The sequence below is a fragment of the Stenotrophomonas acidaminiphila genome (assembly GCF_001431595.1).
Taxonomy (GTDB): Bacteria; Pseudomonadota; Gammaproteobacteria; order Xanthomonadales; family Xanthomonadaceae; genus Stenotrophomonas; species Stenotrophomonas acidaminiphila.
On sequence record NZ_LDJO01000033.1, the window covers coordinates 1 to 17592 of the forward strand.

At 70.5% G+C, this 17592-nt stretch carries 15 protein-coding genes and 1 pseudogene; 9 read left to right on the top strand and 7 right to left on the bottom strand.

What is annotated here, in order from left to right:
* Positions 1–137: 137 nt before the first annotated feature.
* The 3 genes from ABB33_RS11505 to ABB33_RS11515 all read left to right on the top strand — a co-directional run bounded on the left by ABB33_RS11505 (position 138) and on the right by ABB33_RS11515 (position 2289).
* Positions 138–617: a MotA/TolQ/ExbB proton channel family protein gene (locus tag ABB33_RS11505; protein ID WP_056932205.1), complete on the top strand. Its 480-nt coding sequence runs from the start codon at positions 138–140 to the stop codon at positions 615–617.
* Between the two features lie 3 nt (positions 618–620).
* Positions 621–980 carry a DUF2149 domain-containing protein gene (locus tag ABB33_RS11510; RefSeq protein ID WP_054668475.1) on the top strand — a complete coding sequence of 120 codons (360 nt, stop codon included), beginning with the start codon at positions 621–623 and terminating at the stop codon, positions 978–980.
* A 79-nt stretch (positions 981–1059) separates the two neighbouring features.
* The gene (locus tag ABB33_RS11515; RefSeq protein WP_056932206.1) at positions 1060–2289 is read left to right on the top strand and encodes an alginate export family protein; all 1230 of its coding nucleotides are present in this window, start codon (positions 1060–1062) and stop codon (positions 2287–2289) included.
* 24 nt (positions 2290–2313) lie between these two features.
* Here the strand turns inward: ABB33_RS11515 and ABB33_RS11520 are convergent, their stop codons facing one another.
* From ABB33_RS11520 to ABB33_RS11530, 3 genes are all read right to left on the bottom strand, one after another.
* Entirely contained in the window at positions 2314–3348 is a 1035-nt protein-coding gene (locus ABB33_RS11520) for a patatin-like phospholipase family protein (protein WP_056932207.1), read from the bottom strand.
* A 114-nt stretch (positions 3349–3462) separates the two neighbouring features.
* A complete protein-coding gene (locus ABB33_RS11525) occupies positions 3463–4059 on the bottom strand; it encodes a DUF4234 domain-containing protein (RefSeq protein WP_152985055.1) in 597 nt (198 codons plus the stop codon).
* 136 nt (positions 4060–4195) lie between these two features.
* Positions 4196–5209, bottom strand: a complete 1014-nt coding sequence (locus ABB33_RS11530; RefSeq protein WP_056932209.1) for a TIGR00266 family protein — start codon at positions 5207–5209, stop codon at positions 4196–4198.
* A gap of 325 nt (positions 5210–5534) precedes the next feature.
* Between ABB33_RS11530 and ABB33_RS11535 the strand changes: the two are divergent.
* Positions 5535–7626, top strand: a pseudogene (locus tag ABB33_RS11535) (methyl-accepting chemotaxis protein); the annotation flags it as partial.
* 113 nt (positions 7627–7739) lie between these two features.
* Here the strand turns inward: ABB33_RS11535 and ABB33_RS11540 are convergent.
* From ABB33_RS11540 to ABB33_RS11550, 3 genes are all read right to left on the bottom strand, one after another.
* Positions 7740–8849 carry a glycoside hydrolase family 18 protein gene (locus tag ABB33_RS11540; RefSeq protein ID WP_056932211.1) on the bottom strand — a complete coding sequence of 370 codons (1110 nt, stop codon included), beginning with the start codon at positions 8847–8849 and terminating at the stop codon, positions 7740–7742.
* Between the two features lie 128 nt (positions 8850–8977).
* Positions 8978–9820, bottom strand: coding sequence for an acid phosphatase (locus tag ABB33_RS11545; protein WP_056932212.1), 843 nt, complete (start codon positions 9818–9820; stop codon positions 8978–8980).
* 58 nt (positions 9821–9878) lie between these two features.
* Positions 9879–10703, bottom strand: a complete 825-nt coding sequence (locus tag ABB33_RS11550; RefSeq protein WP_056932213.1) for an ABC transporter ATP-binding protein — start codon at positions 10701–10703, stop codon at positions 9879–9881.
* Between the two features lie 142 nt (positions 10704–10845).
* Between ABB33_RS11550 and ABB33_RS11555 the strand changes: the two genes are divergently transcribed.
* From ABB33_RS11555 to ABB33_RS11575, 5 genes are all read left to right on the top strand, one after another.
* Positions 10846–12048 carry a DesA family fatty acid desaturase gene (locus ABB33_RS11555; protein WP_054668466.1) on the top strand — a complete coding sequence of 401 codons (1203 nt, stop codon included), beginning with the start codon at positions 10846–10848 and terminating at the stop codon, positions 12046–12048.
* A complete protein-coding gene (locus ABB33_RS11560; protein WP_056932214.1) occupies positions 12045–12416 on the top strand; it encodes an EF-hand domain-containing protein in 372 nt (123 codons plus the stop codon). Before ABB33_RS11555 ends, ABB33_RS11560 begins: the two co-directional genes overlap by 4 nt.
* 247 nt (positions 12417–12663) lie before the next feature.
* Positions 12664–13476, top strand: coding sequence for a bifunctional DNA-formamidopyrimidine glycosylase/DNA-(apurinic or apyrimidinic site) lyase (gene mutM, locus ABB33_RS11565; RefSeq protein WP_054668464.1), 813 nt, complete (start codon positions 12664–12666; stop codon positions 13474–13476).
* A gap of 105 nt (positions 13477–13581) precedes the next feature.
* A complete protein-coding gene (locus tag ABB33_RS11570) occupies positions 13582–15177 on the top strand; it encodes an OpgD/OpgG family glucan biosynthesis protein (RefSeq protein WP_054668463.1) in 1596 nt (531 codons plus the stop codon).
* Between the two features lie 269 nt (positions 15178–15446).
* On the top strand, positions 15447–16892 hold the full coding sequence (locus tag ABB33_RS11575) for an MFS transporter (RefSeq protein WP_056932215.1): 1446 nt from the start codon (positions 15447–15449) through the stop codon (positions 16890–16892).
* Between the two features lie 36 nt (positions 16893–16928).
* Here the strand turns inward: ABB33_RS11575 and ABB33_RS11580 are convergent, their stop codons facing one another.
* Complete coding sequence (locus ABB33_RS11580; protein ID WP_054668461.1) at positions 16929–17549, bottom strand: thymidine kinase; 621 nt, start codon at positions 17547–17549, stop codon at positions 16929–16931.
* Between the last annotated feature and the right edge of the window lie 43 nt (positions 17550–17592).

The following is a 17592-nucleotide window of genomic DNA, read 5'->3' on the forward strand; positions in this document are numbered from 1 at the left end:
CTGTCGCCAGCCGCCGCCGGTACCCGGCGCATGGTGGCTGGCGCTATGGCCGGCATTGCTGGCGTTCGCCGGCGGCGGCTGGCGACAGGCGCGCATGACCTCCTGATTTCCCTTTCCTCCTCGAACGAAGAACCGACATGAACCTGATCGAATCCCTGTTGCACCAGCTTTCCGGCTGGTTCCTCGCGCCGGTGCTGCTGCTGATCCTGGCGCTGTTCCTGTACGCCTGCTACGCGCTGGGCATGTTCGCGGTGGAAGCCGTGCAGCGCCGCGGCGACCGCATGCATGCGATGGAGCGGCACTGGCGCCGCAACGGCGGCGGGCTGGAAGACATGGAACTGTGGACGCTCAAGCGCCTGGAGCCGCTGCGCATCGGCAGCCGCACCGCGCCGATGCTGGGGCTGGTAGCGACCATGATCCCGATGGGACCGGCGCTGGCCGGGCTGTCGGACGGGCGCATGGATGAGGTCGCGCGCCACGTCGGGGTCGCCTTCGCCGCGGTCATCGTCTCGCTGCTGGCGGCCTCGGCGATCTACACCGTGCTGGTGGTGCGGCGGCGCTGGCTGCTGCAGGACCTGCGCCGGATCGAGCTGGCCATCGCCGGCGCGGAGGGCTGAACCATGCGCCGTCGCTATCTCGACGAGGACGACCAGGACGACCCGGTGCTGTCGGTCGTGAACCTGATCGACGTGTTCCTGGTGATCGTGGCGATCCTGCTGATCGCGCTGATCCGCAACCCGCTCAATCCCTTCAGCCACGACAAGGTGGTGATGGTCGCCAACCCCGGACAGGCCGACATGGAGATCGTGGTCAAGGACGGGCGCACGCTGGACCGCTACAAGGCCAGCGGCAGCATCGGCGAAGGCGAGGGCACCCGCGCCGGCACCGCCTACCGGCTCAAGGACGGCAGCATGATCTACGTGCCCGAAGGCGGTGACCGGAGCGAAGGCGCCGCATCCGCGGGACAGGGACAGCGCTGACCGCGCGGCTTGACCGGCGTCATGGTGGTCGCGGGGGGCGGCGCGGAGGATGGCGCCATTCCCCCAAGGAGCATCCGCCATGACGATCCGCCTCCTCCATGCCCTGCCGCTGTTGCTGGTCGCCGCCCCGGTGCTGGCCGCCGATGCCGGTGGCGCGCCACTGCTGGACCTGCGCTACCGCTACGAGCACGTCGCGCAGGACGGCTTTGCCCGCGATGCCGACGCCAACAGCGCGCGCCTGCGGCTGGGCTATCGCACCGCGCGCTGGCATGGCTGGTCGGCGCTGGCCGAGGCGGACGGCGTCGCGCACCTGGGCGGGGAGCGGTTCAACGACACCCGCAACGGCCGCACCGGCTACCCGACGGTGGCCGACCCGGACTACGCCGAACTGAACCAGGCGCTGCTGCGTTACGACGGTGCCCACGCCAACGTGCAGTTCGGCCGCCAGCGCATCAACCTGGGCAACCAGCGTTTCGTCGGCGGCGTGGGCTGGCGCCAGAACGAGCAGACCTATGACGGCGCGATGATGGAACTGGCGCCGGACGCGCGCTGGAAGCTGACCTACGCCTACGTTGCCAACATCAACACGGTGTTCGGCCCCGATGAACCCAAGGCCCCCAGCCTCACCGCGCCGGCCAACATCCACGGCGACAGCCACCTGCTGCAGGCGCGGTTCGCGCCCGGCCCGGCGCTGGCGCTCACCGGCTACCACTACCGCCTGGACCTGGAGAACGTGGCGGTGGCTGCGGGCGCGCCGCGCGGCACGCTGTCGGGCAACACCACCGGCCTGCGCCTGCAGGGCAGCCACGGCGCCTTCGGCTACGTGCTGGAACATGCGCGGCAGGTCGATGGCCGCGGCAACCCGTGGTTGCTGGACAGCCGCTACTGGCTGGGCGAGGCCAGCCATGCCGCCGGCGAAGTGAAAAGCACGCTCGGCTACGAAGTGCTCGGCGCCGGCGAGAGCGGGCCCGGCAACCGTGCGTTCCAGACGCCACTGGCGACCAAGCACGCGTTCCAGGGGTGGGCCGACCAGTTCCTGACCACGCCCGCCGATGGTCTGCGCGATGCGTATGCGGGCGTGGTGGTGCCGCTGGCCGGCGGCAAGGCGCAGGCGTGGTACCACGACTTCCGCAGCGACCGCGGCAGCTACCGCTACGGGCGCGAGTTCAACCTGTCGTGGGAGCGCGCCGTTCCGCAGCTCAAGGGCCTGAGCGTGCTGCTCAAGGCCGCGCGCTACCGCAGCAGCGACGAGCTGCGTACCCGCGATGCCGACAAACTCTGGGTGCAGCTGCAGTACACCCGGTCCTAGCCGCGTCGTGGCGGCAGCGCGGCTTCAGCGTACCGGTGCCGCGCAGCTGCCTTCCTTGCCGCGCAGCTTGTCCAGTCGCGAGCGGCTGTCCAGGCAGCGCTGGTAGGCCTCGGTCGCGGCGGCGCTGGCCCGCGCATCGGCGTTGCGCGCGCTGGCCGCATGCGCCTGCTGCAGGCGGGCGATGCCGGCGCGGATCTGCGGCATCGCCGCCATCGCCGCCTTCTCGCCCTCGAGGATGGCGCGGCCGCGCTGCTCGAAATCGGCCGCGCCGATGTCCAGCACCTGCGGCCGGATCACCACGTCGGCGCGCGCCAGCTCCTGCTCGCCCAGGCGCTGGCCCATGATGGAGATGGACTGGTTCAACGTGCCCAGCAGGCCGCTCGGGCGCTGGCCGCTGGCCTTGCTGGAAATGTCCACGGCGATGACGAACTCGGCGCCGAGCTGGCGCGCGGCATCCACCGGCACCGGGCTGACCACGCCGCCGTCGACGAAGGTCTTGCCGCCGATGGTGACCGGTTCGAACACCCCCGGCACCGAGCTGGACGCCCGCACCGCCTGGCCGACGTTGCCGCGCACGAACACCGCGCGCTCGCCGGTCTCCAGCTGGGTGGCCACCGCCGCGAACGGCTTCTTCAGCTGTTCGGCGGGCTTGTTGCCGACCTGCGCGTTGACGTAGTCCTGCAGCTTCTGGCCCTGGATCAGGCCGCCGGAGAACAGGCGCACGTCGCGGATGCTGGCCTGGTCCAGCGAGACTGCCTTCTGCTGCATGTCGAAGGCGTTCATGCCGCTGGCATACAGGGCGCCAACCACGCTGCCGGCACTGGTACCCGATACCACCACCGGCTCGAACCCGTTGGCCTCCAGCATCTTGATCACGCCGATGTGGGCGAAGCCCTTGGCCGCGCCGCCGCCCAGGGCCACGCCGATCTTCACCGGCTTGGCCGCGGTGACCGGCCGGCTCGCGGCCGGCGCCGCGGGCTTGACGTTCTCGCCACCGCATGCGGCCAGCAGGCCGGACAGTGACAGGGACAGCAGCAGGCGGGCGGTGCGCGGCTTCATGATGAACGGGCAGGGGTGTTGAAAAGGCGCCAGCATAGCGCTTTGCGCCGGGCAGGGACCGCGCGGGCGGCGCGGCCGTTTAGGCGCCACTTCGTTGCCGCCGCGTGGTGGCGGTCAGGCGTCGCCGGTCAGCAGCACCAGGCTGGCCAGCGACATCAGCCAGAACAGGCCGCCCGGCACCAGCCAGAGCCAGTTGGCCACCGTCAGCCGCGCATTCGCCGCGCCCGTGGCGTCGCCGCTGGCCAGGTTGGCCGCGCGCTGTGCGTGGACCATCGCCAGGGTGCCGCCGGCCAGGCTCAGTACGATCAGCCCGAAACCCGGCCCGAATGGCAGCACCGAATCGGGGAGGCGGCTGATGATGCGGCCGGTGATCGCCGAGACCACGAACAACGTGGCCCAGGCGCCGGGTGACCAGGCATGGCGGCTGCCGGAGCGTTGCAGCCGCTGGTCGATTTCGCGGTTCAGCCCGTGGGCGAAGAAGATCGAGAAGAGGGCGCGCGGGACCGGCCAGATGTCGAGCTTCCTGTCGAGCTTGTGCAGTTTCCAGTGACGCCAGAACCAGTACAGCGAATACAGCCCCAGAGTGGCGAACGAGAGCAGTACCAGCTTGGTGACGGACACCACGTAGAACGGCGGCAGGCGCGGCCGTTCCGTGGGAGCGGCGACCAGCGCCGCCCGTGGTGCCGCGTAGACATCGTCCTGCGCGTCCATGCCACCCATCCGTCCCTGCAGGTGAATGCGGCGAGTATCGGATGCCCCGCCCATGCCGACAAGCATCGCCGATCCGGGCGCGCCGGCCTGTCCTGCAGCGCCGGCCGCGTGCCTGGGCGCTGCGCGCCGCGGTGGCTCAGAAGCGGTTGTCGCCGTCCAGGATGCGTCCCAGCCCGCCCAGCACCGAGCCTTCGCCGCGGCTCTGGCCGCCGCCCTGCGGCGCGGCCGCGTACATGCGCCCGGCCAGGCGCGAGAACGGCAGCGACTGCAGCCACACCTTGCCCGGTCCGGTGAGGGTGGCCAGGAACACGCCCTCGCCACCGAAGAACATGCTCTTGAGCCCGGCCACGCGGCGCACGTCCATGTCCACGCCGGCGTGGTAGGCGACCACGCAGCCGGTATCCACGTCGATGCGCTCGCCGGCCGCCAGCTCGCGTTCGACCACGCAGCCGCCGGCATGCACGAACACCCAGCCGTCGCCTTCCAGCTTCTGCATGATGAACCCCTCGCCGCCGAACAGGCCGGTCATCACCTTGCGCTGGAGATGCACCCCGACCTGCACCCCGCGCGCGCCGGCCAGGAAGCTGTCCTTCTGGCAGATCAGCTTGCCGCCGTGTTCGTCGAGCTTCATCGGCAACACGGTACCGGGGTAGGGCGCGGCGAAGGCGACCTTGGCCTTGCCCTGGCCACCATGCGTGTAGAGCGTGGCGAACAGGCTTTCGCCGGTGATCACGCGCTTGCCGGCCGACAGCAGCTTGTCCATGAAGCCGGCGCCCTCGCTCTCGTGGCGGCCGTCGCCGAACACGGTGTCCATCCGCACCGCGGCGTCCTTGTACATCAGCGCGCCGGCCTCGGCGATGGCGCTCTCGCCCGGATCCAGCTCGATCTCCACGAACTGCATCTCGTGGCCGACGATGCGGAAGTCGATGTCATCGGCGCGGTTGCGGCGTCCTCCCACCGGCGGCGGCATCGGCGGCGGCGACGCCTGGCCGCCGAGCTCGGGCAGCGAGCCGGCCGGCTGCCAGCCCTGCAGGCCCTCGCGCCAGGCCAGCGCATCGCGGTGCAGCTGGGCGTGGCGGCGGGCGGCCTCGTCGTCGAGCGGGCCGATACGGTCGGAGTGTCCGGGGGTGTGGAAGTACCACTGGCTCATGGGCGCGCCTGGCTGGGGAAGAGCGCCCAGTCTATGCCGTGCCGGCATCGTCCAGACAGGTGCCGGCGGTCGCTGGCGGGTGCGCCACGCGGGCGCGTCACCATTCGTTTTCTTCCCTGCCGCCGCTAAAGCGGCCGGTCGCAGGGCCGATAGATCAAGTATCGCGAGGGAGGGCTGGAGGCCATGCCGCGCAGGTCCTGGCAATGCCGCCATGCTCGGGTGGTTGCGGAACGGCAGCCATGAAGGCGCCACCCCGTCCGCCTTGGGAAAGCGGACCGGCGGCAATGGAATGAGTCAGGGCGCCCACTCATTCAAGGGGAACTTCATGTCGATCAAAGCGCTGTTCATCAGTCTGTTCGCCGTCACCCTGGTCATCCTGGGCCTGGTGTTCGCCTCCATCTTCCAGGTCAAGGTGACCGCGGCCCAATTGAAAGCGGCCCAGCAGTCGCGCTACGACTCCTACCTGCTGGCCGACGAACTGCGCCAGAGCTCGGACGACCTCACCCGGCTGGCACGCACCTATGTCGTCACCGGCGACGAGCGCAACGAACAGGAGTACGCCGACATCATCGCGGTCCGCAACGGCGACAAGGCGCGCGCGGACGGCCAGACCGTGTCGCTGCTGAAGCTGATGGAGAAGGCCGGCTTCACAGCTGCCGAGTTCGCCAAGCTCAAGCAGGCCGAGGACCTGTCCAACGAACTGGCCAAGGTGGAAAACGCGGCCATGCACATGGTCAAGGGCCAGTACGACGACGGCAACGGCGGCTTCACCCAGGCCGGCGAACCGGACCTGGAACGCGCGCGCGCCCTGATGCACGACCAGGCCTACCAGGACACCAAGGCCGCGATCATGAAGCCGATCAGCGAGTTCTTCGTGCTGCTGGACCAGCGCACCGAAGGCCGGGTGCTGGCGGCTGAGAAAGCCAACGGCCTGTGGACCGGCATCGCCGTGACCTCGATCGTGGCCACCCTGGTGGTGCTGCTGGGCGCACTGCTGTTCGCGTTCCGGCGCATTATCGGCCAGCTCGGCGGCGAGCCGCGGGACGTGGTCAAGGCGGTGGAGCGCATCGCCAACGGCGACCTGCAGACCCCCATCGCGCTGCGTCTGGGCGACACCTCCAGCCTGGTGCACTCGCTGCGCGGCATGCAGGGCAGCCTGAAGTCCATCGTCGCCGACATCCAGTCGATGGCCGAGGCGGCAGTGCGCCGCGGTGACTTCAGCGTCAAGATGGACAGCGCCGGCCGTGCCGGCTTCATGAAGGACATCGCCGGGCTGCTGAACGAGCTGTCCGACGTGACCGAGGCCGGCCTGCAGGACATCAGCCGCGTGTCCGGTGCGCTGTCGGCCGGCGACCTCTCGCAGAAGATCGGGCAGGACTACCCGGGCCTGTTCGGCCACACCGCCAGCGCGGTCAACCACACGGTCGCGGTGCTGGCCGGCCTGGTCGATGAAATCCGCACCCTGGCCGACAGCGCCGGCCAGGGCGATTTCAGCCGCCGCATCGGGCTGGACGGCAAGGAGGGCTTCGGCCAGGAGATCGGCCGCCTGCTCAACCAGCTGTCCGTCACCACTGACGCCGGGCTGCGCGACGTGCTGCGGGTCGCGCAGGCACTGGCCCAGGGCGACCTGACCCAGCGCATCGACACCGAGTATCCCGGCCTGTTCGGCCAGGTGCACGCCGGCATGAACGCCACCGTCGCCAACCTCCACCACCTGGTCCAGCAGATCAAGGACGACGCCGACCAGATCGGGCTGGCCACCACCGAGATCGCCAACGGCAACCAGGACCTGTCCGCGCGCACCGAGACCCTGGCGGCCAACCTGGAAGAAACCGCCGCCAGCATGGAGGAGCTGACCTCCACCGTGCGCGACAACGAACTGCGCGTGGCCCGCGCCGGCGACATCACCCATTCCGCCACCGACGTGGCCGCGCGCGGCGGCGAGATCGTCAAGGCGTCGATCGTCACCATGGACGAGATCGCGCACAGCTCGCGGCAGATCGCCGAGATCATCAGCGTCATCGACGGCATCGCCTTCCAGACCAACATCCTGGCGCTCAATGCCGCGGTGGAGGCGGCGCGCGCCAGCGAGCACGGCCGCGGCTTCGCGGTGGTGGCCTCGGAGGTGCGCAGCCTGGCGCAGCGTTCGGCCGAGGCCGCCAAGGACATCAAGAACCTGATCACCGAGGCGGTGGCCAAGGCGGAGAACGGCACCGAGCGCGTGCACCGGGTCGGTGACGCGATGGACGAGATCGTCACCGGCATCGGCGGCGTGACCGCGATCATGTCCGAGATCCTGCTGGCCAGCCGCGAGCAGAGCAGCGGCATCAGCCAGGTGGCCCAGTCCACCACGCAGATGGACGAAGTGACCCAGAGCAACGCGGCGCTGGTGGAAGAGGTAGCGGCGGCGGCGACCTCACTGCACGACCGCGCGCAGAGCCTGCTGCAGTCGGTATCGGCGTTCAACCTCGGCAGCAGCCTGCGCCTGGCGGCGTAGGCAGACCACCCGCAGGAGCGGTTCCGTCGGCGCTCAGTGCGCGTGCAGTGCCTCGTGCAGCACGTCCAGCAGCTGGCCGTCGTCCAGCCGGTGTTCCCAGTACATGATGCCGCCGAGCTTGTTGCGTTTGACGTACCCGGCCTTGATCGCCAGCGACTGCGGGTCGTCGTAGGTGATCAGCTGTCGCGTGGTGGGATTCCACAGCCACGGCACCTGCGCCTGCGCGTCCCAGTGGCGTTCCCAGCCCGGCGCGCCGAGGCGGCTGCGCACGATCTCGCCCCAGTCGATGAAACCGCCCTCGCTGCCGAAGCTGCGGTACAGGCCGGCATCGACCGGCTCCACGTCGCCGAAGCGGCGGCCGTAGAACGGCACGCCGACGTTGATCTTGTCCGCCGGCACGCCGGCATCCAGGAAGTAGCGCACCGCGCCTTCGGTGGTGCGTTCGTCCGCCGGCGCCAGCGCCGAACGCGCCAGCCCGCTCTGGTGGCCGGTGGTCGGGGTCAGGCTGCCGTGGAAGTCGTAGGTCATCAGGTTGATCCAGTCCAGCGACCGGGCGATGCGCGGCAGTTCCAGGCCTTCGGCGAAGCGGCCTTCGGCCGCGGCGATGGTCAGCAGGTAGTGGCGTTGGCCCTTGCCTTCGCGGTCCAGGCGCGCGCGCAGCGCTTCCAGCATCAGGGTGAAATTGCGGCGGTCGTCCGGGCTGTGGCTGATGTCGGCGTCGCCCAGGGTCGGGTATTCCCAGTCGATATCCAGGCCGTCCAGGTCGAAGCGGTGCAGCAGGGCGACGCCGCTGTCGATGAAACGCGCGCGCGCTTCATCGGTGGCGGCAGCCTCGGAGAAATTGCCGGCCCCCCAGCCGCCGATGGAAAGCACGATTTTCAGCGCGGCGTTGTCGGCCCGATGGGCGACGAGCGCGTGCACGTGCGCCGGATCGACCTTGTCGGGCAGGTACACGCTGCCGTCGGGCGCGACCCTGGCAAAGGCGAAATTCACCACGTCCAGCTGCGCGGCCGGCAGCCGCGGCGGCGCCGGGCCGTCGGTCACGTAGCCGATCAGGCGGAACGGCTGGGCCTGCGTGGCGGCGGCGAACGCGAGCAGCGCTGTGGCCAGCAGGGCGCGCAGGCGGCGGTGGGGCATGGGCATGGGTGGTCCCGGCGTGGATCAGCGGCCCACTCTAGCCGCTCCGGCCGATGCGGCCGTGCGCGGTAACGCCTGAAACCGGTGGCCATGACGCCTGTAGGAACGCCATGCAGGAACGCCAGATCGCCAGGTCAGCGCGCGTCGGGCAGGCCGGTCGCCAGCGCCGCGGCTTCGGCGGCGCAATCGCGCGGTATCGGCAGCGCCTGCGCACGCGCGGCGGCGATCTCCTGCCGCGCCGCGGCCAGGTCGGCGACGAACCCAGCGTTGTCGTGCAGGCGCGCGACCGTGGCCGCACCCAGCGCCTGGCCCTGCTGCACGTCGCTGTACCAGTGCACGTTGCACACCAGCCGGCTGTGGCCGTAGTTGCGCCCGCGCTCGAGCAGCGCGGTGGCGCGTTCCGGGGCGATCTCCGACAGGATCAGCGCCCATGCCCAGCCGATGGCGGTGTGGCCCGACGGGTAGGAGCCGCTGCCGCGCAGGTGCGGCTCGTCGTCCGGGGTGCAGGTCGGCTCGCCGTTGACCATGAACGGGCGTGGCCGCCGGTAGTGGTTCTTGGCCGCACGGGTGGCCGCGCTGGCGTCGATCAGGCTGCGCTGCAGCAGGCGGTACAGGGCCGGGGTGTGTCCGCTGTCCACCGCGATCCCCAGCGCACAGCTGAACTGCCCGGCGCCGGCGGGAAAGCGCAGGTCGGCGTCGGCGCTTGCCTGCGCGAAGCGCGTGCTGCCGCGCAGCGCGGTGGCCTGGCGGGCGATGGCCTCGTCCAGCGCCGCCCAGGCCGAGCCCGGCGCCGGTGGTGGCGGGCTCAATGCCTGGCTGTCCGGGATCGCCGCGCCCTGCAGGTAGCCGGTCGGCGCCGGCTCGGCGGATGCGTCGTGGCCGCGGTCAACGGGGGCGGGCGTGCTGGCGCATGCCGCAAGCGCGGCGGCCAGGACGGAGGCCGCGCCCAGGCGCAGCGGAAACGGGGAACGGGACATCGTGCAGGCATGGATCGGCGGAACGGGCCGGCATCATCGCACCGATGCCCCGGCCCACCTAGATGGCGCGGGCCCACGCGCTGAGCCGGCCGTCCTCCTCCCGCACCTCGATCGGGCCGCCGAACACTTCGGACAGCGGGCCGGCGCGCAGCAGCTCGCCCCGCCTGCCGTCGGCGAAGATGCGCCCGCCCTTCATCAGCACCACGCGCTGGATCTCCGGGATCACTTCCTCGATGTGGTGGGTGACCAGCACCAGGGTGATGCCCTGCCCGGCGAGGTGGCGCATGGTGTCGATCAGGTGCTGGCGCGATACCAGGTCCAGGCCGGTGGACGGCTCGTCGAGCAGCAGTGCGCGCGGCTGGTTCACCAGCGCGCGGGCGATCAGCACGCGGCGGGTCTCGCCGGCGGACAGTTCGGCGTAGCTGCGGCCGAGCAGCGGCAGGGCGCGTGCCAATCCCAGCGCGTGGCGCGCGCGGGCGCGCATGTCGTCGCTGACGTCGCGGTGCGCCGGCACCACGTAACTGGCGAAAAAGCCGGAGATCACCGCCTCTTCCACGCCCAGCCCCGGCATTTCGGCCAGGTTGCCGGACAGGTCGCCGCTGACGATGCCCAGCTGCGAGCGCAGCCGGTCCACCTGCCAGCGGGTCTGGCCCAGCACCTTGACCGGCACATGGCCGTCGGCGCGCGCCAGCGGGTACAGCTCGCGGGTGATCAGCTTGATGAAGGAGGACTTGCCGCAGCCGTTGGGGCCGAGGATGGCGGTGTGCTGGCCCTGCTCGATGCGCAGGTCCAGTTCGTGCAGGACCCGGACCTGGCCGCGGATGACGCAGGCGTGGTCCAGTTCGATCAGGGGGGCCGCGGCGGCGGCAGGGGCGGTGGACATCGTTCAGGCGGGAGCGGGGCAAGGGGCGCGCAGCTGAAGGATTGGACCAAAGTCGGGCGCCGGGTGGATGAAGTTTGCCGCTGCAGGCCCCATCATGTGTATCCACAGTTTCATATGCCACCGAACGGCCTGGAGTTCCGCGATGTCCGACACCCTCCTCGACTTCCTCACCGGCGGCGTCGCCGGCCTGGGCTGGTGGGGCATGCTGGCGGTGCTGCTGGTGTTCACCCAGCTCACCATCTTCGCGGTCACCCTGTACCTGCACCGCAGCCAGGCCCACCGCGGCGTGGATTTCCACCCGCTGATCGCGCATTTCTTCCGCTTCTGGACCTGGCTGACCACCTCGATGATCACCCGCGAGTGGGTGGCGATCCATCGCAAGCACCACGCCAAGGTGGAAACCGACGAGGACCCGCACAGCCCGGTGACCAAGGGCATCGGCCGCGTGTTCTGGCGCGGCGTCGAGCTGTACCGCGAAGCCCGCGCCCAGCGCGCGGACATCGAGCAGTACGGCCGCGGCGCGCCCGAGGACTGGATCGAACGCCACCTCTACACCCCGCACGCCAACCTCGGCCCGGTGGTGCTGTTCGCGCTGGACTTCGCGCTGTTCGGCCTGCCCGGCATCGCCCTGTGGGCGATCCAGATGGCGTGGATCCCGTTCTGGGCCGCCGGCGTGGTCAACGGCCTGGGGCACTGGTGGGGTTACCGCAACTTCGAATCGGCCGATACCTCGACCAACCTGACCCCGTGGGCGTTCTGGATCGGCGGCGAGGAGCTGCACAACAACCACCACGCCTTCCCCAGCTCGGCGCGTTTCTCGATGCGCCGCTGGGAGTTCGACATCGGCTGGCAGGCGATCCGCCTGCTGCAGGCGCTGGGCCTGGCCAAGGTGCTGCGCGTGGCGCCGACCATGGACATCCGCCCGAACATCGCCGTGCCCGACACCGACACGCTCAAGGCACTGCTCTCGCACCGTTTCCAGGCCATGACCGACTACCAGCGCAACGTGTTCGCCCCGGCCCTGCGCGAAGAGGCCGCCATCGCCGGCGCCAAGCTGCGCAAGATGCTGCCGCGGCGCATGCGCAGGGGCCTGGTCAATGACGGCCGCTGGCTCAAGCCGGCCTGCCGCGAACAGCTGCAGCAGTGGGTGAGCCAGCGCCCGCGCATCCAGCTGCTGGTGGAACACCGCGCGCGGCTTTCGGCGCTGCTCGAGGCGCGTACCCACGACGCCGCCGAGCGCCTGCGCCACCTGCAGCAGTGGTGCCACGAGGCCGAGGCCAGCGGCGTGGCCGCCCTGCAGGCGTACGCGGCGCGACTGAAGGGTTACTCGCTCAGCGCGGCATGAGCGCCCGCGCCGCCGCGCCGGTCACGGGACGCCGCTTCGCGCGGCGCCTGCCGGTGCTGCTGGCGGCGCTGCTGCCATGGACCGCGCCGGCGCAGGTGCACGATGCCGGCGACTACCTGCGGCGCATGGACCTGGACGGCGACGGCCGGGTCGCGCCGGACGAATACCAGCGGTGGATGCTCTACGCCTTCGAGCGCATGGACCGCGACGGCAACGGTGTGCTGGAGCCGGGGGAACAGCCCGGCGGCCGCGGCCGGCCGATCACCCGCGAACAGCACGGGCAGGTGATCCTCGAACGCTTCCGCAGGCAGGATGCCAACGGCGACGGTTACCTGGACGCGCGCGAGCTGATGGCGCCACCGCGTTGATGCGCTGCCGGCGTACGACCGCAATGGCGCACCCGAACCATCCGGGACATCGGCGATGACGCACTTGTCCGTACCATTGCCGGCCACCACGTCGTTGCGATTGCCGGGAGCCGCGCTGTCGCTGGCGCCGGGCAACCAGCCCATGTGGCGCTTTTCCAGTTGCGCGTGGGCCGCTTCGGCTGCATGCGCGCGCGGCCAGGCCCGCCCGGACCCGCGTTCCGGGGGGCGCGAATAACAGGATCGAGCGATGCCGGAACTGCCCGAAGTAGAAACCACCCGCCGCGGCCTGGAGCCGCACCTGCAGGGGCGGCGCATCCACGGCGTGATCCTGCGCCGGCCGGACCTGCGCTGGCCGATTCCGCCGGACATCGAGCGGGCGCTGCCCGGCCAGCGCATCGCCGCGATCCGCCGCCGCGCCAAGTACCTGCTGCTCGATACCGATGCCGGCAGCGCGCTGCTGCACCTGGGCATGTCCGGCAGCCTGCGCGTGCTTCCCGGCGACACCCCGGTGCGTGCCCACGACCACGTCGACATCAGCCTCGAGGATGGGCGCCTGCTGCGCTTCAACGACCCGCGCCGGTTTGGTTGCCTGCTGTGGCAGCCGCCGGGCGAAACCCACGAACTGCTGCGCGGGCTCGGCCCCGAGCCGCTGGACGCGGCGTTCGACGGCGACTACCTGTTCGCGCGCAGCCGCGGCCGCAGCGCACCGGTCAAGAGCTTCCTGATGGACCAGCGTATCGTCGTCGGCGTCGGCAACATCTACGCCGCCGAAAGCCTGTTCATGGCCGGGATCAACCCGCTGCGCGAGGCCGGCAAGGTGTCGCGCGAGCGCTACCAGCGCCTGGCCACGGCGGTGAAGGACATCCTCGGCTACGCCATCACCCGCGGCGGCACCACCCTGCGCGATTTCATCAGTCCCGACGGCGCCCCCGGCTACTTCGAGCAGGAGCTGTCGGTGTACGGCCGCGAGGGCCAGGCCTGCGTGCGCTGCGGGCGCCCGCTGCGCCATGCCAGCATCGGCCAGCGCGCCAGCGTGTGGTGCGGGCACTGCCAGCGCTGAGCGGCCGCGGCGGGCCGGCGCGCGGCTGAGCCGGCCTTCACCCGCGGCTTACCTTCGTTCACCCGCCGCTGCCTATCATCCGCCCACCCCTTACCGGACGACCGCATGGATCGACGCGACTTCCTCCAGCGCGCCTCGCTGGCCCTGGCCGCCTTCGGACTGCCGGCGCTGCCGGCCTGTGCCGCCGCCGAACGGCAGTTGGGCCTGCGTCGCATCGGCCAGCCGCAGCCGTTCGACTTCGCCGCGCTCAAGGGCCAGGCGCGCGCGCTGTCGCAGGCGCCGTACCGCAGCCACAAGCGCACCCTGCCGCCGGAAGTGGAGGCGCTGGACTGGGACCAGTACCAGTCCATCCGCTACCGCCAGGACCACGCGCTGTGGGCCGACCAGCCCGGCAGGTTCCAGGCCAGGTTTTTCCACCTGGGCCTGTATTTCCATTCGCCGGTGCGCATGTTCGACGTGGTCGACGGCAAGGCGCAGGAGCTGGCCTACGACGGCGCCGCGTTCGATTACGGCAACAGCGGCATCCACGGCGGGCGGCTGCCGGCGGACCTGGGCTTCGCCGGCTTCCGCCTCAACACCCGCAGCGACACCGAACGCGACTTTGCCGCGTTCCTTGGCGCCAGCTACTTCCGCGCGGTGGGCAAGGAAGGCCAGTACGGCCAGTCCGCGCGCGGGTTGGCGATCGACACCGGCACCGGCAGGCCCGAGGAGTTCCCGGACTTCATCGCCTACTACCTGGAGCAGCCGGCGCGCGACTCGGACACCGTGGTCGTCCATGGGCTGCTGGATTCGCCGAGCGTGACCGGTGCCTATCGCTTCGCCATCACCAACGGCGACGTGCTGCTGATGGATATCGACAGCGCGCTGTACCCGCGCCGGGAGATCGAGCGGCTGGGCATCGCCCCGTGCACCAGCATGTACCAGGTGGGCGAGAACGACCGCCGCATGGCCTGGGACTGGCGCCCGGAGATCCACGACACCGACGGCCTGTCGATGTGGAGCGGTGCCGGCGAGTGGATCTGGCGCCCGCTGTGCAACCCGGCGCAGTTGCGCTTCAACATGTTCGTGGACGACAACCCGCGTGGCTTCGGCCTGCTGCAGCGCGACCGCGACTTCGACCATTACCAGGACGACGGCGTGTTCTACGAGAAGCGCCCGTGCCTGTGGGTCGAGCCGAAGGGCCAATGGGGCGAGGGCTCGGTGCAGCTGGTGGAGATTCCCACCGTCGACGAGACCTTCGACAACATCGTCGCGTTCTGGAACCCGAAGCAGAAGCCGCAGCCGGGGCAGGAACTGCTGGTCGGCTACCGGCTGTACTGGGGCGCGCAACCCCCGGCACGGCCGCCGCTGGCGCACTGCGTGGCCAGCCGCACCGGGCTGGGCGGGGTGATCGGCAAGAAGCGCGAGTACTTCTCCTGGCGCTTCGCGGTGGACTTCGAAGGCGGCGAACTGGCCGGCCTGATCGACAAGGCCGAGGTCGAGGCGGTGGTGGAAGCCAGCAGCGGGCGGGTGGAGGTGGTTTCGGCGCGCCCGCTGCGCGAGATCAACGGCTACCGCGCCATGTTCGACCTGGTGCCGCCCGACGGCGGCACCGGGCAGATCGACATCCGCCTGTACCTGCGCAGCGGCGGCAAGGCGCTCACCGAGACCTGGCTGTACCAGTACAGCCCGCCGCCGGCGGACCAGCGCACGCTGTACTGACGCGCCGCGTCCCGGCCTGTCCGGCAGCGCGCGGCCGGGGGCTGCGGCGCAACGGCCGGGCCGTCGGCCGGCGTCGTGCACGCGCGCTGACCGGTGCATCGCCAGGCATCCGTTGACAGCATCGCCGGATCGCGCCTAAAACGGCCGACGGTCCGTCATCGCCCGCGTGCGCGCGTGGCGTGGCGGGACCGCGCACGGGGCTTCCCGTGGGTCCGCAGGGGACGGGCGCGGCGCGCCCGCAGTGACGACGACAACGAGACCGGGATGCCATGACGCAGAAAACCCGCTGGTCGCAGTTCGGTGTGCTCATCACGGTGTTCTTTTTCTGGGGCTTCGTCGCCGCCAGCAACGACATCCTGATCCCGGTCTTCCAGAAGGCCTTCGACCTCAGCCACGCACAGAGCCAGCTGGTGTCGTTCGCGTTCTACATCGCCTACACGGTCGGCTCGCTGGCCTATTTCGGCATCTCCCGGCTCGCGGGCCAGGATCTGCTCAACCGCATCGGCTACCGCAACGGCATCTGCCTGGGCCTGCTGGTGTCGGCGCTGGGCACGCTGTTGTTCTACCCGGCGGCCAACAGCGGGTCGTTCGTACTGATGCTGTCGGGCCTGTTCATCGTCGGCCTGGGATTCTCGCTGCAGCAGATCGCGGCCAATCCGCTGGCCATCGTGATGGGCAATCCGGCCACCGGCGCGCAGCGCCTGACCCTGGCCGGCGGGGTCAACAACTTCGGCACCACCATCGGCCCGCTGCTGGTCAGCGTGGCGATCTTCGGCAGCGTGGCCAGCGGCAACACCGAAGCCAGCATCGAGAGCGTCAAGATGCCCTACCTGGTGCTGGGCGCGGCATTCGTGCTGGTGGCGCTGTTCCTGAGATTCTCCTCGGTGCCCAACCACATCGACCTGGAAGGCGTCGCCCGCAGCGAGTCGCAGGACGCCGGCCGGCTCCCGCACAAGGCGTCGGCGTTCGCCTACCCGCAGCTGCTGCTGGGGATGGTGGCGATCTTCCTCTACGTCGGCGTGGAGGTGTCCACCGGCGCGCACCTGCCGGCCTACATGCGCGAACACCTGGGCGTGGATACCTCGGCGGTCGCGCCGTACGTGTCGCTGTACTGGGCCAGCCTGATGATCGGCCGCTGGACCGGCGCGGCCGGCGCATTCGAGATCGGCGCCGGTGCCCGGCGCATGCTGACCCTGGTCCTGCCGTTCGTCGCCTTCGGCGTGTTCCTCGCGGTGAACGCGGCGCTGCGCCACGAGGTGGCGCAGTTCTACGGCTATGCCGGAGTGATCGTGGTGATGATCGCCGCCACCCTGCTCAGCCGCGGCAATCCGGCGCGGATGCTGCTGTACTTCGCGCTGTGCGGCATCGCCGCGCTGCTGGTGGGCATGTTCAGCGACGGCAAGACCAGCGCCATCGCCTTCATCAGTTCCGGGCTGTTCTGCAGCACCATGTGGCCGTGCGTGTTCGCGCTGGCCATCGCCGGACTCGGTCGCCACACCAACCAGGGCAGCAGCCTGCTGGTGATGATGATCATGGGCGGCGCGCTGGTACCGCTGCTGCAGGGCGTGCTGGCCGATACCGCCGGCATCCACATGAGCTTCTGGGTCGGGGTGGCCTGCTTCGCCTACCTGGCGTTCTACGCGCTGCGCTCGGCCGCGCTCCTGCGCCGCCAGGGCATCGACCTGGACCGGCTGGCAGCCGAAGGCGGGCATTGAGCCACCCGGCGGCGGCCGTCACCGCGGCGCCGCCCGCTACAGCGGCAGCGGCGCCTGCATCGGGTCGATCCGGCCCTCGCCACGGGTGATCTTCTTGAACTCGGCGCGGCTGACCGACACGTAGCGGTCGTTGCCGCCGATCTCCACCTGCGGTCCGTCCTGCACGGCGAAACCGTTCCCGTCCACGCGCACGGTCATGGTCGCCTTCTTGCCGCTGTGGCAGATGGTCTTGATCTCCTGCATCTCGTCGGCCCAGGCCAGCAGGTACTGGCTGCCCTCGAACAGCTCGCCGCGGAAATCGGTGCGCAGGCCGTAGCACAGCACCGGGATGCGCAGCTGGTCGACCACCTCGCTCAGCTGCCACACCTGTGCCTTGGTCAGGAACTGCGCCTCGTCCACCAGCACGCAGCCCAGCCGCCCGTGCGCGGCGATGTCGCCCTCGACCAGCCGCTGCAGGTCGGTGTCGTGGTCGAAGGCGGTCGCCTCGGCCTGCAGGCCGATCCGCGAAGCGACCACGCCGCTGCCGGCGCGGTGGTCCAGGCGCGGGGTCAGGATCGCCACGCGCATGCCGCGTTCGCGGTAGTTGTGCGCCGATTGCAGCAAAGTGGTGGTCTTCCCGGCGTTCATCGCCGAGTAGTAGAAGTAGAGCTTGGCCATGGAGCTGGGAACGAGTGGAAAGGGGCGGGTCGAGGCAACGGCC

What these genes read in the sequence shown, in the direction of transcription:
- ABB33_RS11515 (WP_056932206.1), top strand. Translation starts at nt 1,060, where the DNA reads ATGACGATCCGCCTCCTCCATGCCCTGCCGCTGTTGCTGGTCGCCGCC.
- ABB33_RS11505 (WP_056932205.1), top strand. Translation starts at nt 138, where the DNA reads ATGAACCTGATCGAATCCCTGTTGCACCAGCTTTCCGGCTGGTTCCTC.
- ABB33_RS11550 (WP_056932213.1), bottom strand. Translation starts at nt 10,703, where the DNA reads ATGTCCACCGCCCCTGCCGCCGCCGCGGCCCCCCTGATCGAACTGGAC.
- ABB33_RS11510 (WP_054668475.1), top strand. Translation starts at nt 621, where the DNA reads ATGCGCCGTCGCTATCTCGACGAGGACGACCAGGACGACCCGGTGCTG.
- ABB33_RS11530 (WP_056932209.1), bottom strand. Translation starts at nt 5,209, where the DNA reads ATGAGCCAGTGGTACTTCCACACCCCCGGACACTCCGACCGTATCGGC.
- ABB33_RS11555 (WP_054668466.1), top strand. Translation starts at nt 10,846, where the DNA reads ATGTCCGACACCCTCCTCGACTTCCTCACCGGCGGCGTCGCCGGCCTG.
- ABB33_RS11525 (WP_152985055.1), bottom strand. Translation starts at nt 4,059, where the DNA reads ATGGACGCGCAGGACGATGTCTACGCGGCACCACGGGCGGCGCTGGTC.
- ABB33_RS11580 (WP_054668461.1), bottom strand. Translation starts at nt 17,549, where the DNA reads ATGGCCAAGCTCTACTTCTACTACTCGGCGATGAACGCCGGGAAGACC.
- ABB33_RS11570 (WP_054668463.1), top strand. Translation starts at nt 13,582, where the DNA reads ATGGATCGACGCGACTTCCTCCAGCGCGCCTCGCTGGCCCTGGCCGCC.
- ABB33_RS11540 (WP_056932211.1), bottom strand. Translation starts at nt 8,849, where the DNA reads ATGCCCATGCCCCACCGCCGCCTGCGCGCCCTGCTGGCCACAGCGCTG.
- ABB33_RS11545 (WP_056932212.1), bottom strand. Translation starts at nt 9,820, where the DNA reads ATGTCCCGTTCCCCGTTTCCGCTGCGCCTGGGCGCGGCCTCCGTCCTG.
- ABB33_RS11560 (WP_056932214.1), top strand. Translation starts at nt 12,045, where the DNA reads ATGAGCGCCCGCGCCGCCGCGCCGGTCACGGGACGCCGCTTCGCGCGG.
- mutM (WP_054668464.1), top strand. Translation starts at nt 12,664, where the DNA reads ATGCCGGAACTGCCCGAAGTAGAAACCACCCGCCGCGGCCTGGAGCCG.
- ABB33_RS11575 (WP_056932215.1), top strand. Translation starts at nt 15,447, where the DNA reads ATGACGCAGAAAACCCGCTGGTCGCAGTTCGGTGTGCTCATCACGGTG.
- ABB33_RS11520 (WP_056932207.1), bottom strand. Translation starts at nt 3,348, where the DNA reads ATGAAGCCGCGCACCGCCCGCCTGCTGCTGTCCCTGTCACTGTCCGGC.